At 57.7% G+C, this 16,573-nt stretch carries 17 protein-coding genes and 1 pseudogene; 7 read left to right on the top strand and 11 right to left on the bottom strand.

Translation table 11 applies throughout. The features are described from left to right. Positions 1-501: 501 nt before the first annotated feature. The gene (locus ABDZ36_RS00010) at positions 502-993 is read left to right on the top strand and encodes a hypothetical protein (RefSeq protein WP_211312987.1); all 492 of its coding nucleotides are present in this window, start codon (positions 502-504) and stop codon (positions 991-993) included. A gap of 117 nt (positions 994-1,110) precedes the next feature. Here ABDZ36_RS00010 and ABDZ36_RS00015 read toward each other — a convergent pair whose 3' ends face one another. From ABDZ36_RS00015 to ABDZ36_RS00040, 6 genes are all read right to left on the bottom strand, one after another. Next, positions 1,111-1,413: a hypothetical protein gene (locus ABDZ36_RS00015; RefSeq protein ID WP_211312986.1), complete on the bottom strand. Its 303-nt coding sequence runs from the start codon at positions 1,411-1,413 to the stop codon at positions 1,111-1,113. A 72-nt stretch (positions 1,414-1,485) separates the two neighbouring features. Continuing rightward, complete coding sequence (locus tag ABDZ36_RS00020; protein ID WP_211312985.1) at positions 1,486-1,698, bottom strand: DUF8129 domain-containing protein; 213 nt, start codon at positions 1,696-1,698, stop codon at positions 1,486-1,488. Between the two features lie 62 nt (positions 1,699-1,760). Then, a complete protein-coding gene (locus ABDZ36_RS00025) occupies positions 1,761-2,024 on the bottom strand; it encodes a DUF7389 domain-containing protein (RefSeq protein ID WP_211312984.1) in 264 nt (87 codons plus the stop codon). Between the two features lie 17 nt (positions 2,025-2,041). Beyond that, positions 2,042-2,425, bottom strand: a complete 384-nt coding sequence (locus tag ABDZ36_RS00030) for a DUF6166 domain-containing protein (protein ID WP_211312983.1) — start codon at positions 2,423-2,425, stop codon at positions 2,042-2,044. Positions 2,426-2,635: 210 nt separating this feature from the next. Further along, complete coding sequence (locus ABDZ36_RS00035) at positions 2,636-2,815, bottom strand: hypothetical protein (protein WP_211312982.1); 180 nt, start codon at positions 2,813-2,815, stop codon at positions 2,636-2,638. A gap of 2 nt (positions 2,816-2,817) precedes the next feature. Next, entirely contained in the window at positions 2,818-3,309 is a 492-nt protein-coding gene (locus ABDZ36_RS00040) for a DUF7995 family protein (protein ID WP_211312981.1), read from the bottom strand. 248 nt (positions 3,310-3,557) lie between these two features. On the opposite strand from ABDZ36_RS00040, the gene ABDZ36_RS00045 reads away from it, so the two are divergent. Continuing rightward, positions 3,558-3,959 carry a hypothetical protein gene (locus ABDZ36_RS00045; RefSeq protein WP_211312980.1) on the top strand — a complete coding sequence of 134 codons (402 nt, stop codon included), beginning with the start codon at positions 3,558-3,560 and terminating at the stop codon, positions 3,957-3,959. Positions 3,960-4,122: 163 nt separating this feature from the next. On the opposite strand, the gene ABDZ36_RS00050 is transcribed toward ABDZ36_RS00045, so the two are convergent. The 3 genes from ABDZ36_RS00050 to ABDZ36_RS00060 all read right to left on the bottom strand — a co-directional run bounded on the left by ABDZ36_RS00050 (position 4,123) and on the right by ABDZ36_RS00060 (position 7,896). After that, a complete protein-coding gene (locus ABDZ36_RS00050; RefSeq protein ID WP_211312979.1) occupies positions 4,123-5,952 on the bottom strand; it encodes a PAS domain-containing protein in 1,830 nt (609 codons plus the stop codon). 92 nt (positions 5,953-6,044) lie between these two features. Further along, positions 6,045-6,908 (bottom strand): biosurfactant protein 1, encoded by an 864-nt coding sequence (locus ABDZ36_RS00055; protein WP_211312978.1) that lies wholly within the window; start codon positions 6,906-6,908, stop codon positions 6,045-6,047. A 67-nt stretch (positions 6,909-6,975) separates the two neighbouring features. Beyond that, on the bottom strand, positions 6,976-7,896 hold the full coding sequence (locus tag ABDZ36_RS00060) for a transcription initiation factor IIB (RefSeq protein WP_211312999.1): 921 nt from the start codon (positions 7,894-7,896) through the stop codon (positions 6,976-6,978). 159 nt (positions 7,897-8,055) lie between these two features. Between ABDZ36_RS00060 and ABDZ36_RS00065 the strand changes: the two genes are divergently transcribed. Then, on the top strand, positions 8,056-9,792 hold the full coding sequence (locus ABDZ36_RS00065; RefSeq protein ID WP_211312977.1) for a DUF262 domain-containing protein: 1,737 nt from the start codon (positions 8,056-8,058) through the stop codon (positions 9,790-9,792). A gap of 199 nt (positions 9,793-9,991) precedes the next feature. Next, on the top strand, positions 9,992-10,267 hold the full coding sequence (locus ABDZ36_RS00070) for a hypothetical protein (protein WP_211312976.1): 276 nt from the start codon (positions 9,992-9,994) through the stop codon (positions 10,265-10,267). 252 nt (positions 10,268-10,519) lie between these two features. Here ABDZ36_RS00070 and ABDZ36_RS14990 read toward each other — a convergent pair. After that, positions 10,520-10,660, bottom strand: a pseudogene (locus ABDZ36_RS14990) (DUF7995 family protein); the annotation flags it as partial. 233 nt (positions 10,661-10,893) lie between these two features. Continuing rightward, positions 10,894-12,060, bottom strand: coding sequence for an ISH3 family transposase (locus ABDZ36_RS00075; RefSeq protein WP_211312975.1), 1,167 nt, complete (start codon positions 12,058-12,060; stop codon positions 10,894-10,896). Between the two features lie 161 nt (positions 12,061-12,221). Between ABDZ36_RS00075 and ABDZ36_RS00080 the strand changes: the two genes are divergently transcribed. The 3 genes from ABDZ36_RS00080 to ABDZ36_RS00090 are packed head-to-tail and all read left to right on the top strand — an operon-like array spanning position 12,222 to position 16,476. Next, positions 12,222-13,343: a hypothetical protein gene (locus ABDZ36_RS00080; protein ID WP_211312974.1), complete on the top strand. Its 1,122-nt coding sequence runs from the start codon at positions 12,222-12,224 to the stop codon at positions 13,341-13,343. A gap of 12 nt (positions 13,344-13,355) precedes the next feature. After that, complete coding sequence (locus tag ABDZ36_RS00085) at positions 13,356-14,570, top strand: hypothetical protein (protein WP_211312973.1); 1,215 nt, start codon at positions 13,356-13,358, stop codon at positions 14,568-14,570. Continuing rightward, positions 14,563-16,476: a hypothetical protein gene (locus tag ABDZ36_RS00090; RefSeq protein ID WP_211312972.1), complete on the top strand. Its 1,914-nt coding sequence runs from the start codon at positions 14,563-14,565 to the stop codon at positions 16,474-16,476. Before ABDZ36_RS00085 ends, ABDZ36_RS00090 begins: the two co-directional genes overlap by 8 nt. Positions 16,477-16,573: the final 97 nt, after the last annotated feature.

The following is a 16,573-nucleotide window of genomic DNA, read 5'->3' on the forward strand; positions in this document are numbered from 1 at the left end:
GTTCGTGAAAATTCCCGTGGACGATATAGGCGGAGGACCGCGCTCGCGTAAGGTCGCGGTTAGTAATCGGGTCTTCCGGACCGTTCGTATGGTCGAGTAACTGGTCAACAGTATTCAGTGACTCAGGCTCGCCCATCAGAAAGTACCGCTATTCAGCGTCCGAGTCGCTTGACATCTTCCCTGCAGCCACGCGGTCCTTTCGGAGTTGCTCCACAGATTGCCCTGTTGTCTCGGCCAGCTCGTCTACCGTGGGGATATCCTTCAGGGCCATTCGTTCATCACTAGGTTCGTCGCTTTCCCAATTATACCTTTCGCACAAACCGATCCCGAAGATTCATCGTGGCCTCGGATGGTCAGCCTCAGTTAACGTTTATTCTCCTAATTGGAGTGTTATCATTCGCATACATCGACTACAGGTTGTTTTGGAGCAGTTGAGTCTGGGATACGTGTTCTTGGGAAACCAGACCCAACCGTTATCGCCTCTGAAGAACACCTAACAGTATGACACAGCCCAGTTCTGGGCAGGTCTTTCAGTACATCGTCGGGACGAAGCGTCCGCGACGTGCAATCGCTGGCGGGGTCGGTGTGTTGTTACTCCTCGCATCTATCGCGTTTCTCCTCGGGTTCAACGTCGGATTGAACGCTTTCGGTGGCGGATGGATTCTCCTTGCACTCGGAATCGCCGGTATCGCGGGGATCGTCGGTGCTGGCCTCGGTCTGACCGTCGGGTTACTCTGGCTCATCACGCTCTGGTGGTTCGTCTTCCCGCCGCTCGTCGGCTATCTCACTGGCGATTGGACGGGCGCGTCCCGCTACGTGCACCCCAGAATGTCGGCGTTCGCGTACGGCTCCGCTCGCGCTGAACTGTTCGGCGGACTCCGGTACGGTGTTCGATTGGGGCTGTTCTTCGCTGTTGTTCCCGGAAGCCTCGCCTACGCTATCGGAACCACGATTAATTGGGTTAGGAGACGATTCCTTTCACACGATACATAACTGGCCTACACTTACCGAATACTCCCCATTGGCTTCGAGAGTGAGAGTTGGAGCCGGAAACTGCGCGTCCCACTACTGATACCCAGTTGGGAGTGTCATCCAGAGTCCGCTCTGTAATTAGTCGTTGAAGAGACAGCGTGTCGCGGCGTTCTCCCCGGTGAGCGTCTGCTGGTCGTCGTCGGTATCGGGGAAGAGCGCGGCCTGCTCGTCATCCTCACTTGAATCCTGTACGTCGGGGCGGTCGTCGACGCCGAACTCGCTGGCCTCGGGCTGATCGCGTCGCGACTCGCGGTTGCGATGGTCGACGTCGGCGCCGAAATCCTCGAGAGACGTTTCGACGCTCGACTCCTGGACTTCGAGCCCGCCATCGTCACTGAACGCTGCTTGATGGTGGACTTCCGGATCTGGTGTATCGCTCATCACTGAATGCCTCCACCCTCTCGGGTGGCTCGATAAACGTCTCGTCGGGCCACATACTGAGGTGCCGACTATCTAGCTCTCGTCTCGGACTTTCGCGGCTTGCTGCGCGAGTACGCGGAGGATGGGCTCACGATTCTGATGCGCGTTCTCGTACGCGACACACTCCCGGACAGTCTCGACGTCAGGAATCGTCACGATACAGGCGCGGAGGACGTCGAAGCTTGCCGGCGTAAGTCGTTGTTCGGGTGTGAGTGTGCTCGCATTCTCGCTCTCTTGGTTGGGCATGATGGACGCCTCGCCCGCTCCCGGCGTCGACAAACCGATATCGAGAGCTTTCGGTGTTGTCTCTACTCGGTTTCAGCCTCGGGTTGAATTTGGCGTGCGTCGTCGGCGACCCGGTGCAGATACTCGCGAAGGATATCCATGTCCTCTTGGGCGTCGTCGAGTGTCTCGGCTTTCACTTTGCCCTTGATCTTGTCTTCGTCGCGTGTTCCGGAGCCGCGTTTGAGTTGGACAGTGATCGAGACGCCGACGTCGGTACGTTCGATGTGCTGGGTTTCGGTCGGCTGGTCGGCGGTCGCATCGCTCGAAGAGTCAGTTGTATCGGACATCGTTGGTGTGAGGTTGGCTAGGCAGTTGGTGTGACGTCGTCGGGGAGGACGTGTTCGATATCGGCGTCGGTGAGCGTCCAGGTGCCGTCGGCGCCGTACTCGAGGTGGCTGATGACCTCGTCTTTGAACGTCTGATAGTGCTCGCGGGCGAGCGCCGCGTTGTCCGTGTAGTCGAGGAGGACGGCGAGTGCGAGCTGTGCCGGGCCACTCCCACGATAGCCGACGGCGAATCCGCTCGGACTATGCCGGGCAATTCGGAGGCTGCGCTCCGGTGTGAGCCGCTCTCCACCGGGATGCGTCGTCACGACCGTCTCGCCCTGCTCCCGGGAGCCGACGTAGCGAATCTCGCCTTGGTGGTGTGTGGTCTGTGCCGTCGCGTGGTCGTCGAAAGTTCCACTCATCGTTCGGTTCGAGAGCACCACTCAAGCACTCCCGCACCCCTCTCGGGGGCGACAAACACGACGGCGGTCGCAACCCAGCCAGTTTAACCAATACAGTCCCGATTCTACTGCCAATTGTTGGTTAACACGCCATCAGTCGAATTCCTAATACTGCCTCTGAGAGGTTGAAACCGTAGCAAAGTTGGTATTTACACTTTGCACACGGGGTGTCTACACGTCGCTCGTTCTCGAGAGTTCGTTCTCGAAGTAGCAGTCGGCACACTGCTGATCGCCACGTGCGGCGTAGACCGGGTCCGCCGGGACCTCCTGACAGCTCGTACAGTAGCCGAAGGCGGTTTTCGGGATCGGCTTCTGCCACGGCGGCCGTCGACGAGTCGTGTGGCCCGCCATCGCTAGTAGTGGACGTCGGCGGGGACGATCCAGCACGACTCGGCGCCGCCGAGAATCCTGTTGAGCCGTTCTCGGTCGCGAATCCCCTGTCCGTGTTCGTCGTAGAGGACGACTGACGGCCCACGATAGGCACCGAGGTTGTGGCAGGCATGCCGGACGAGGTCCTCGTCACGCATGATCGCCTCGTCGTCGAGTTCGTTCAGGCCCTCGCGAACAGCCGCGAGGTTCGGTTCGAACGCCTCGATGGTCGCCTCCCAGCCAGCCTCAAGGAGTTCTTCACCGGCGTTCGACTTGCTCGGCGCCGCGGCCGGCCGCTCACCCCACCGCGCGTGGCCCGCCCCGGTGACGTCCGTCTCGTCGAACGTCACAGAATCGTCGAGGACGGCGTCCGTGTGCAGGGCGACGCCGACCAGTCGGTCGAACGCAGATTTGCCTGCTGCAAGTGCTTCGTCGCGCGTCGATGCTTCCACGAATGCGTAGATGACCATGTGCATCATCGAGTCCGACGCCCGCCTCTTCGGCGCGCGTCACCCCTCTCCGCGCGACAAACTTCTCAGAGACTACCGCAGGATACAGGCTATCTCTCTCGTGATGGGGGGCGATTTACACTCGACATCTGGAGTGTCTCGCGGTCGTCGCACTCCTGAAGGGTGGCGTTGAGCGTTAGATAGATCGTACAAACAAATTGTCAGGAGTAGGTGGAAGCCATCACGTCTTTCCTGCGGACGTGAGGAAATAGGGTATGGCGGGAGCAATTGTCGGACTGGTCTTAGGAAGTATTATCGGGGCGGTCGCGACAATCGCAGGATCGTACTTTTTGTTCTGGCGTCGCCGTCAAGCAGCACTCGCTCATCTCCGTCGGGCATTCAGAACGGAACTCTCTACACTGTCGTACATCGACGAGATGGCCGAGAGCGGCGACTACGAAACACTCACTCAGACAGTCGAAAAGCCGGTTGTCTACGAGAGTAATGCCGACGACATTGGCCACCTCTCGGGCGAGGAAGTCGAGGCACTCGTGGCGTTTTACACTGACCTGTACTGGATCCGTGACCAACAGGATATCGAGGACAAGAAAGAACGCGTCCATGAAATAGTCGAAAAGCGCCAGCGTGCGATAGCAACCATCCACGAGGCCGAGTGAGATCGCCGGATACACTTTCGGCAGTATGTACGCATACCCACTCGACGGCTGTTCCACCCACCGTTTCCGCTGAACGAAGTTGGTCTCCCATTCGGTACACAGGGTGTCTCCCACAGTACGCCGTCGTTGAGTGTCGACGGTGAGCGATAGTTTTTGTCCTGACTCAGCGCGGAGTATCTTGCATCGTGGTGTCGAATATTTCGAACCGAGTCCCGCCGTCAATTCCGTCCCGTACTCGAATCTGCCAGCCGTGTGCTGCGACGATTTGCGCCACGCTCACCATTCCGAATCCAGTGCCGTCTTCCTTTGTCGTGAACCCCGGCATGAACACATCTTCCCGATCCTCTCGTGGAATTCCGGGGCCGTCATCTTCGAGATAAAACCCCGCCTCCTCGTCTAGTTTTCCAATATGAACCGTCACATCCTCCTCACCATGCTCCAGCGAATTCCCCAGCAGATTCTCACACATCCTCCGTAACGCCTTCTTGTCCGCATACACTTCGGCGATCTCGCTATCCACTTCGAGTGCTGCATCGCCTACGTTCAACGTGCGCCATATGTCCCTGACCAATCTGGACACGTCGACGAACGTCTTCTTATTTACCAACTCTCCGGTCTGCATCACCTCTGCTAGATCCTCAGTTAGAACTTCCACTCGATCAAGGGCCGCTTCTGCGTCCTCAAGGTGGTCGACGTCACCTGTTTCCCGCGCTAACTCCAGTCGGCCCCGGATCACATCGAGTGGGGTCTGTACGTCATGCGCCAGTACCCCTCCAAGCTCTTGGATCGTCTGAATCCACTCCTCGTTCCGCTCTTGTATCGCCCGCCGTTCAGTCACGTCTTGCTGAAAACCGACGAAATAGTCCAGCTCTTGATTCTCGTTGAGGATTGGCGCGATACTGACGCGGTTCCAGAATAACTCACCGTCGTTCCGATAGTTTCGCAGTTCGACGGTGACTGGTTCAGCGTCATTAATGGCTTCTCGCATCTGCGCTTTCTGCTCCGCTCGTGTTTCCTCCCCCTGCAGCAACCGACAGTTTTGCCCGATGATTTCATCCCACGAGTATCCGGTCAGCTCAACAAATCCGTCGTTCGCGTAGATAATTGGATTGTCTTCCTGACCGGGGTCCGTAATGACGATCCCGATCGGTGCTTCATCCATCGCGCGCTCCTTCAGCGACAGCTCCTCTCGTACCTCTTCAGCTTCTGGAATGTCGGCAACTGTGCAGATCAACGTGTCGTCGTCTGTGTAGGCAAGTCGGTGGTTAACCTTGACTGGGTCGCCATCTTTTCGCGTGTAGACCGTCCGCCCTTTCCACTCATCCGCCCGGGCCTCGGGGAGCATCTCCTCATAGACTCTGTCGAGTTCGTTCTCCGGGTAGAGGATGTCCCAGTGTTTGCCAAGCAGTTCCTCGCGATCATACCCGGTGATGTCGGCGTATGCCTCGTTGACGTAGATGAACTGCCCGTCTTCATCGAGGAGGCTAATACCGTCGTGTGCCGCTTCAATAGCCCGGAATCCCCGTGTCACTTGCTGTTCCGCGCGACGCCGTGCCACGGCTTGTTCAATACGGTTAGCCAGCACCTCATACTGTTCCGTACCGCCGCCCTTCTGCAGGTACTCGGTGACGCCCTTGGAGATCGCTTCGCTGGCAATCTCCTCGCTTCCCTTACCAGTGAACAGGATGAACGGCAGATCTGGATGCTCCTCACGGACTCGTTCGAGGACATCTAAGCCATTCATCTCCGGCATATCGTAGTCACTGATCACGCAGTCCACGTTGTCTTCTTCGAGTCGGCTGAGTCCACCTTGAGGGCTGTTTTCGGTTTTGACTGTGAAGTAGTCGCGTTCGCGCTGGAGAAACGTTGCGACGAGTTCGGAGAAACTTTGATCGTCTTCTATATGAAGAATACACACATCTTCTCTGGCGTCAGCGATGAGGCCTTGCTCATCAATAGACTCCTCATCTCCAGTAAGAAACGTTTCAGTCATTACTATCCGTGTTGTCACGCCTCACTGGTTAATCCACAGGTATCCTCCACTGTCTGAGGAATTAAACCACATTAGCCCATTTGCGCTCTCAGTTACGATGGGTCTGGGCCGTGGCGTGATGTCCCACAGACTCGACAGTCCCAGATGGGCTGCCCGGCCCATTTGTCGGCTGGACTGGTTTCGACGCCGCGGAAGCGATGCCGGGTCTCACGCTCGCAACATCGACACATGAGCGTCTCTCGTGTCGGCGTCGCGGACGACTGCCGTCCTGTGTCGTCGGGACGCGACGGCTGTTGGAGTGCGAGCGCGGGGACGAGCCAGAGGGGGTCCGCCGCTTGCTCACGGACCGCACTAAGTCGCTGCTGTGAGTTGATCGAGGTCCCGGCGCGGTCGTAGAGATACGTCGCGTGTCCGCCCGAGTCCGTATCGTCCTCCCACTGTGTGCGGCTACATGCTTGGTGAAGCAGGCGTTCGCCGACGTCACTCTCCACTTGGACGACGTCGGGCAGGTCACCCCAGTGGTTGGTGATCGTTCGCGACGGCGAGCCATCACTATTCGCGACGAGTTCGCACTCGTGAACCGCGGTGTCGCCTTTCTCGACGAGGAATGAGTGTGCGGCCGTCCCCTTCGCGAGCGCCGCCGTCTCTGTCCGTGCCGCGACGACTGTGAAGACGAGATGGAGGAACTCCATCTTCACCTCTCCGTCGTCCTCGTTCGCCTCCGATTGTGTAGCGCGCTCGTGGCGACACGACCGACACGTCTCACGCGCTAGCGGGACGGACTGGCCACAGCCGGGGCACGTCGACGGCGATTCCTGTGTCTCGGGATAGTCCGTCCCCGCTAACCGATCGCGTGGGTCGCCGTTTTGTTCGAGGACGTGGTCCGGTTCTCGGGTCGCTTCGCCGTGGGGCTGGAACGCCTCGTCGTCGCGACGACAGTCCGGGTGTCGCGTCACACTCCCTTTGCCCGCGTCCTCCAGTATAAACCTGAGCGGGGCTCCGTCCAATTGCCGCGCCACCGAGCTACTCGAGTGCTGCGCGGAGCGTCTCGCGATGCGTCCGAATCGTGGTCGTCGTGACGCCTGCGGCGTCCGCGACTGCAGCCTGTGTAAGTCGATACTCGCTCTCCTGAGCTACGTAGTAGAGGCAGGCCGCAGCGAATCCCGGTGGCGACACCCCCTGCGCGAGAGATTCCTCCTCGGCGTGCTCCGCGAGCGTCCGCGCTTGTCGCCGAACCGCGTCCGGAACGTCGAGATTGGAGGCGAAACGTGGGAGGTACGCATGTGGCTGCACCGGCTGGGCCGGCAGTCCGAGTTCCTTGTTCAGGGTCGCGTAGACGTTGGTCACGCGATTCTCGCCGACGCGTGCGGCCTCGACGACGTCCGCGAGCGGGAGTGAGCGGCCGTTGCACCGACACGCGCCGTAGACGCTCGCCGCTGCCACCGCCTCGATGGATCGTCCATGGAGAAGGTCCTCGGAGTGGGCGCTCCGGAAGAGCTGGCACGCCTGCCCCTGGAGCGTGTCGTCGGCGTCGAGGACGCTCGCGACTCGCTGTACTTCTCCGAGTCCGTGGCTCATGTTTCGCTCCTGTTTGGAACGGAATCGCCCCCGTTTTTGCTCGCGGCGTAGTCGGCCGAGCTGCCGGCGCTTCTTCGCCGAGAGCGTGTTCCCCTTCCCGTCGCGTTGCCGCCCGATCGTCGTTGAGAGTCCCCGATCGTGACGCGACGCCGTGAGTGGCGCGCCTGTTCGCTCGGTCTCCTCCTCGTACACCGGCTCCCCGCTATGGTCGATTGCGTGTTCTGCTAGGACGAGTCCGCACGCCTCGCAGACTGTCTCCACCGTGTTCGTCGCCACTCGCCCACCGCATTCCGGGCAGCCGTTCGTCTGATTGTCAGTCTGGACGTCCTCGTCGAACCCGTTCGTGTAGATCTCTCTCGAAGCCATCTTGAGGCCGACGTGCGCGCCAGCCAGCCCCCTCGACGACTCACCGACGGATAACCAGTACCCCATCTCCGTTTCGCCCTCGAAAGAGGCGAATTCGGCTGATAGAGACTGTTTTCTTGGGTAACCTTTTCTATGTAGCTCTATGTTAGTGACTATATAATGTCGTCTAAAGGGCTGAACATCACTGCCGTTGAGGACACGGTCAGTTCTGTCCTCTCCCGAGACAAACACCGCTTCCAAGTCCCCGAGTATCAGCGGGCGTACGCGTGGCAAGAGGAACAGCTGGAAGCCTTCTGGAACGATCTGATGCTTGTAACCGAGGGTGAGGTTGACACCCACTTCCTTGGTTCGATTGTCGTCGTGAAGGAAGACAAGGGACTCGACGAACTCGCGGTTCTCCAAATCGTCGATGGTCAGCAGCGGTTGGCGACTATTTCGGTTCTTCTCTGCATCATCAGGCAGAAGCTCCGGAAGTACGGTGACGAGCTAGACACTGACTCGGATCCAGCTGAAGGGATCGACCGCAACTACCTCTGGGAGGAGGACGAGGACTTCGTCGAACAGCCCAACCTCACGATGAGCACGTTCGACGACGAGGAGTACACGCAACTGCTGAACGGGCGACTCCCATCGAACGAAAACAGCCAGCTCGTTGAAGCTGCCGAGTTCTTCCACGAGAAGATCGCCCAGAAAGACGTTGAGGAGGTCAACGAGATTCGGAAGCGGCTCGTGAACTCGATGACGTTGGTCACCATCGAGTGCGACAGCGAGGGTTCTGCGTTCAAACTCTTCGAGACTCTGAACGACCGCGGACTGGAACTCAGCGCAGTTGACCTGATGAAGAACTATCTGTTTAAGACTGCGCACGAAGCACCGAGACAGTCGATTAACTACGAGCTCGTGCGTCGGGACTGGGAAGACACTATCAAAATCATCAAGCCCGAACTGACCAAACCCGGACGGTTCTTCCGTCACTACATTATGTCAGCAGAAGAGCCGGACGTGACCGACCCCATCTCCAGTTACAAGCTCTACGACCGCTTCTGTGAGGTACTCGACAAGGAGATCCCCGCCTCCAATATCACCGTCGAGGATTACGTGGCCGATATGAAGGAGAAGGCGTCTCTGTACGTTGACATCGTCCAAGCGGACACTGACCTCTTCGGCCAACAGGGTAACCGGGTAATTAATCAGAAACTGGAGAATCTGAACACGCTCGGCATCACGCAGGAACGAACACTTCTTCTCCGTCTCTTCACCGAAATCGACAATCCGAACCGCCTGATGCGAGCGTTGAACATCCTCGAATCGTTCGTGTTCCGCTGGCGGATGACGGGTCAGCAAACCGGTACGGATGTGGACGAGATCCACGCGACCCTTTGCTCCACGATCTTCAACGACCCTGAACCCATCGAACGGCTTCGGGAACGTTTGTCTTCTATCGCGCCGGACGACTCCGATGTACGACTGGCTATCCGAACCGAGAGCTTCACACGGAACGCCAGAACCCGCTATATCCTCACACGGATGGAGAACGAGTACTATGCGTCCGGTAACAAGAGAGTCGACCCTAGCACTATCGACATCGAACACATCGCTCCGAGGAAAGCGTTCTCGGCGAAGAAATACAGCACGTGGCCGGCGTACTTGGATATGTCCCCAGAGGAGTTCGAGGAATACTCGGATAAAATCGGGAATCTCACAATTCTTGACGAGCGGGTGAATGCCCGCGCGCAAGACGACCCTTTCGACCAGAAGACGAAGGAGTATGCGTCATCTGACTACGAGATGACGAAGGCCGTCTGCGAGTACAACAACTGGGGAACCGAACAAATCGATCAGAGAACAGAGACGCTGGCGAACGCTTGCCCGAACATTTGGGACTTCAATATCTAATCCTCACTCGGACTCGAAACCACCAACCCCCACGATAGTCGGTTACTACCTTCGCGATACCAGAACCGACCCCTCCACGCGATCGCGTGGTACTGCACACGCTCCACATCAGGGAACTGAATCTCCGGCACGAAGCCCAAAATCACCTCTTGATTCCCTCCCCCAACTTCTTTGATATACGGGTATAAACCCACACCTGATGTCTCAGAAACAAGTCGAGTTGAACCGAGGTCACGTTCGCGCACTTCGAGCAGTACTGAAAGCCAGTAACGACCTTACCGAGGATGTTGAAGACCAACTCCCCTCCGAGAACGAAGACGCCACGGTTGAACTCGACGACGCTCATATTGACGTAGTCGATCACCTGCTTGAAGCCTATCAGTTCGTCGAGTGGGACGAGCTGCCCGAAGGAGAAGAATACCGCGCCGACCTCGATGTCGTACGCGACGTCAAGTCTTCTATCACTGAGAACTGAAACAGCAACTCGGCTTTGCACGTTGGGAATCCAACAGGATATCGGCCGGGGATGGCGGCTGAGACGGTGTGCAAACGGAACGGAGCGGTCTAGTCGCAGATTCGAAGCTCTCCACTGGAAGGTCAAACACCGTAAACGCTACCTTCACGATCTCCACTGAGTTCTTGCTTCGGGTTGAGTGAGTTTGTGAATACCGCGTATACCGCTTCTCGCACTGATTCCGATCCCTATAATGTAATATAGACAACGTGCAAAGCCGAGGTAATAGTCGAAGACGGCGTCTAGGGCGACGCCGACCAGTCGGTCGAACGCAGATGTGCCTGCCGCCAGTGCTTCGTCGCGCGTCGATGCCTCTACTAATGCGTAGATGAGTATGTTGTCGAACCAGTCTATAGGCTCAGGACGTTTGATTGGTCTATATAAGTCGATTTTCTACCGCCTGAAAGCAGTTTCAGTACCTCACAAAGCATTGCCAGTTAGTGTGACCTGAGCCACCTGTTTTGTTGTGGTGAGTCGTCGATCACGGTTGAGCAACGCTGATCGAAGGCGGAGCTGTCGCTGTCGGCGGCGCTCAGCCGCCGACGCGACAGCGTTGCCACTTGCGACGACGCTTGCTCGGTCGGTGACTACCGGTAGAACCGGTCATCCGGTGGCCGGTTCGCGGGGACGGCCCGACGCACCGCGAGGGCCGTCCACGCGGCCCGTCGAACCATATTCACGAACTCCTTGTACGGCCACCACCACAGGCGACGCCCGCCTCGGCGCGGCGTCGCCACGTATTCGTAGTGCAGATACCGCCAGACGTTCTGCAACAGCAGACTCACCACGACGTACAGCAGTCTCACCGTTGCATCTCGCGTCGTTGTCGTCGCTATCGCTTGCTCGGACAACCGATAGCTCGACTCGATACCGAACCGTTTGCTGTAGTGGTATCGAGCGTCGCGTGGACTCTCGATGAACGGCGCGTCAGCGGCGTAGCCGTGACGCGCCACGCCGTGGTCGTCGTACTTCCCGTTCAGGTACGTACAGTCGATGTAGACGGGAAACTCGACGGTCCAGCTGTGACCGTCGAGTTTCCCTGTCAGATCGTGTTGGATGACGCGACTCCACCCTTCCGAGAGTTCCTGCTGAATCGTCTTTCCCCACTGAATGATCGGGACTACGTAGGCGTAGTTGTGCGCCTGAAGCAGCGTGAGACACTTGCTGTCGTAGAATCCGCGATCAAGGTAGACGGCCTTGACCTCGGTGTCAAGGCCGTCTAGGACACCGAGGAACTCAGCGAGGACGCTGCTGGCGGTGTCGCCGTCTTCGAGACGGCGCACCGCCAGCGTGTAGCGTTTGTTCTTCACACGCGCGTAGAGTGTGGCGTAGGCGTGGAATGCGGTGGTTCCACGCTTCGCCTCGGAGTGATAGAGGTTCTCCGTGTCGTCTTCATCACCGTAGTAGGGCCGCAGGTGGAGGTCTGCGCAGACCTCCACCTGCTCGGGAAGCAGTTCGACGATGTCTCGGCGAAGAAGCGTGTTAGCGACTCGTTCGAGCCGCTCCGGCTCGAACTTCGTCCGTAGATGATAGAGAATCGTGTTCGCCGATAGCGAGTCTTCACTGGAGTTGCACAGCGTGGAGATCGAGGTCCCGTCGGCGGTCGCGCCGACGAGGACCTCGTAGATGTCCTCTGCATCGATTTCAGCGTTGTTGGCGAGATTCAGAGAAACTTCCTCGTCAAGGCAGTTGACGAGGAAGTTAAGGAGCTGGTCCTCGTGAATCTCACTGTCTGCTTGCTGGGTCGTAGACACACCTTCAGCAAGCAGACGTTCTAACTAAGCGGCTTTGTGATGTACTGAGTTTTATGATTACAATCCTATACTATAATTGTGACTGTTCCACACGTCGGAATACGATCGTAGCGAGGTAGTTGTTACTTTTATTAGTCTATAGAATACATTTTAATTAGCTAATGAGTGGGAGCCGGACCTATACCCAAGTTGATGATTTTGTCGACTATACGGAGCAGGAGGTGTGGGAGGAGTATATCCGGGAGACTGTCGTCCCGTTGTGGGAGGCGGCGTGGCAACTGAGGGAGTACCACAGACAGCTGCAGCACGAATTCAACGGGCGCCGGTTGGAGACGCTATCCGAACGTGAGCAGCAGGTTTTCCTCGGCGGCATCAACCCACGGCAAGAGGAGGTATACCAGCGGAACAGCGTCGCGAAGTTCTACAAGAGTTTCTTCGGCGCTCAGCTCAGTGATCTGCAGTCGTGGCTGTTGTCGGAAGGCGGTGATGTCCAGACGGCAGTCACGGTTGAGGTTGAGGAGTCGCAGTTCATCGAGTTTGCTGATGAGGTCCACGATCAGCTGACGCAGGCCCTGTCATCACAGACCTTGTATCATGGGTGGCAGGAACCAGGGGTTGACTTCGACGCTCTGCTTACGTCGCCTGACGAGGTGCGTGACATCGTTGAACGCCTGTATCAGGGTGTGCTGGAGTTCGTGGTGAATCATTCGTATCCGACGTTCTATCTGTGGTCGTTGAATCAGACGCTGCGTCGGTTCCTCCAAAAATCATACCCGGAATTCGACGATACGCAGTCGTTGGTGCGGGACCAGTTCGGCCTGACAGCGTTGGACTGGCCGAACCCGATCAAGCCAAACACCGAGATATACGATAGCTACGAGATCCTGTGCTTCCCTGAATATAATCCGAACAACCAGGGACGATCGTTCGGCGGGTCGATTACCAAGACCAACGAACTCATCTGGACCTATTTCAGCGACTACTCAACCCAGGCATTCCGTGACGCTCTCTCAACATACTTCAACAACATCTCTGACCTCAAACAGGACTACAAGGACCGCGTGGCCAACCGGGTTGCGAACGTCCCGGAACAGTGGGTTGGCCGTGAATTCAGTATCTACTTCGACGGGCTCTCAGCTGCAACCGACCGAAACGACGTGGAAGACAGCCAAGATAGCATCATGGACCTGCTTGACCAAGCCGCCCCACTCCTCTTCCTCGGGCTGAACAAAATCACGTACGTGTACGACGACTACCTGCAAATCAAACCAATCGGTGACTGAACTCCCGTGACTATGAGCTACGACGACATTGCGCGACGGATCACGAAGCAGGAGGAGTGGACAGCGTTTGCCAACGACGAGCTCCGGCCTGTCGCCGAAACGGCTCGAACCCTGATGGAGCTCCGCGACCGGTTAGCACCACCTGAACCAGGCGAGACAACGGTACGCGAGGTGGTCGATCAGGAGCCCCGGCTCCGCCGGTTCCTCCTTGGCGGCCTCACGGACGATGGCAGCGTACCCGACGAGAGCTTGGCCAACCTCACCGAGCAGTTCCTCGGAGTCGCCCTGGATGATCCGTATAAATGGGTGAACGCCGAACGGGAAGGCCTCACCGGAGATGACTACGTCGCCGTCACAACGACAGACACCCGCCTCGTCTCACTCCTGCAAACCGTAGACGAACAACTGACAGCCGTCCTGCAACATTTGGATACATCGCCTCCGGTCGTTGACGACCAAGTCGAAGCCGTACTTGATGACCCCGCAACGCTGTCTGACCTTGTCCAGCAGTTTTTGACCGGGGTACTCCAGGTAACAGCCAATATCTCGCCCTTCACGTTTTTCGCATACACAACGCAAGCCGTTACAGCACGATACCTCACCGAAGCATATCCATCACTCCACGGCAGTCTTCATGACGTAGCAGGGCTGGTCGGCCTCCAGAAACGCTTCGTCCCCGATCTCGAGGATGAAGACCGTGCGGCGGAATACACGGTCTGGGGCCATACGGAAGACGGTGTGCTTGCCCGGTTGCACCGGTTGAATCAAGCTGTCTGGGCCACGTTCGATGACGAAGCAGCCCGCTCAACGCTTTCCCGGTTCTTTTCGAACGTTCCCAACCCCGAGGAGGACTTCACCCGGCAAGCAGAACAGGAGTTGACCGCGGACGACTGGTCATACCCCGACTATATCCCGGATTGTGCACACCCAGACCGTGTTCCAACAAGCACCGCCAACAGCACCAATAGCTCTCGGTATCGTCGGAATATGGATTTGACGAAGGCACTCGTCGTCGAGAATGGAGTCATCCCTGCGCGCGAGGTGATCACAGCAGTCAACACCAGCTCTATCGTGCACCGACGGCAGGACTTCGACGAGTCAGTCTCCCTGCTTCGCTACCTGGACGAGGTGATGCCCGGCGTGTTCCTCGGCGTCTACAACTTCGAGACAGTCGAGCACCAAGCCAACGAGACACCACAAACAGGAGTACGCGTCTACCATGCCTGACGACCACGAACAAGAAGCCGACTCCCATCACCACGACACGGAGGAAGAGCGCCGCCGCAAACGACCCAACAAATCGGAAGCGGAGCGCCACCTGCCGTCACCAGATCGAGAGGGCGGCGAACCCACCGGCCAAGGCGAGGAAACCCCACCCGCCGACGCCGAACCAGACTACACACCGGGCGAAGTTACGGTACCAGACGTCCCGCTTGCAGAGGTATCTGCAGCAGAGTCGATGGAACCCGCGGCTACCGTCCCGTCTATCAATCAGACAAGCCGCGACCTCACGGTACCGGAGCTGTCACTTCCCGGAACATCTTTCGATACAGTCTCGGTTGACGTGGACGCCGATGTACCGAAAATAGCCGTGGAGGCGAAGGACTGGCAGATTCCCTTGGTGCAACTGGGATCCACGTCGACTGTGCGGTTCCGGCCGTCGTCGTTTGATACCGAGATCCGGGAGCCAGCGAATCGGCGTCGACAACCCCTCACTGTGCCGCTGTATCGCCGTGTGTCGCCACCACGGATCCGTTTCGTGCCCGCTCTCGACGAAACGTTAGACGAAGAGATCCGTCGCCGGCTCGAACAACTCGAATCGGACGAGATCGAGGAAACCCACCCACAGGACGATGAGACAGAAGACAGTACAGCCAGTGACGCCGGGGCATCCACGGCAAGAAGTACAGCTGCCACGGGAGGTGGCGGTCACACTGGCGGTACAGGGGAGGAGGTTCCGACGGTCCAGGATATCATCTACGGTGGTGGCGGTGCGGCAACCACCGCAGATGGAACGACGATCGTGCTCTTCAATGAAGCGGAGGATAACAGCTACATCGGAAGTTATCTCACGCTGTGCCGCCGTATCCACCGCGAAGCTAACGGCGGCCATCCGGAGTTCCAACCGATCAATGAGCTTGACGAGATCAATAAACGCGAGATCGAGAAATGGCTCGACGCGGAGAAGAAAGTCATCTTCATCGACCTCGATGACCGCGAACGGCAAATCGATCAAGCGAAGCTGCGAGAAAAGCTGGAAGCAACGCTCGGCAAGTTCGGCTTCATCGTCTTCAAAGCCGCCGACCCTGATGTTGTCAACGAGTACCGCGACATCTTAGACGAAATCAAGCTTGAGAGTCCACATCCGCCGTTGAACGTGGTAGAGGTCGCCCCACGCCAGCCAGGATTCGAAGTTGAACAACGGATGGCCGAGCTGTGTTGGGGCAACCTCAATCTTGCAGCAGGTGACATCAAGGTTGACGAGCCGGCTATCGAACGGCCAACTGGGCCAGGCGTCTTTGACGATCTCTTCAACCGCTACGCCCCGACAGAGTTCGAGGACTATCTGGACGACATCAAAACGGAAGAACGTGGGTTGTTCAAGCGGTTCACCACGGAGAACGAGGGCCACGTTCAAGGCAAGGAACGAGATGACACCGACAGTGGAGAATCCCCGCTCCATTACAACATCAAGGTCTACATCGTCCGGTATCTCGTTCAGCAGCTCCGTGACCGCGACAAGGACATCAACGGGTTGGAAGATCTTGGACAGTGGATCGAGACAGAAGCCAAGCATGGAGTTGTGGTCCCTGACGTGTTCTTTACCAGGCAGCAGGAGGCGTACGAGGTCGAGACCCTGTTCAGCGGTGGCCAGGATCCCACCAACAAAATCGACCACACCATCAACAAATACGACAAGCACGACGTCGACGTCGATAAAATCCATATCGTCCTAGAGAACTTCACCCTCCTCCGGCACTTGGACGAACTCAGTGACATCCAGCACCACTACGCCCACCGCACAAACGAGAACGGCGAACCTCTGATTGAGTTCGAAACGTTGGACCTCCAAAACGGTGGACTGCTTTCACTTAACACTGTTATTGATGAAGTGAAAGATCTTGAGCAATGAGTGCCAACAGGATATCACTATCCTGGCACGAGTGTGGGACGGCTAGCTCTGTTGAAACGGCTATGTTGAATCACTAGACGGCGTCGGGATAGGGCGC

The organism is Halarchaeum salinum (assembly GCF_039520965.1).
GTDB lineage: Archaea > Halobacteriota > Halobacteria > Halobacteriales > Halobacteriaceae > Halarchaeum > Halarchaeum salinum.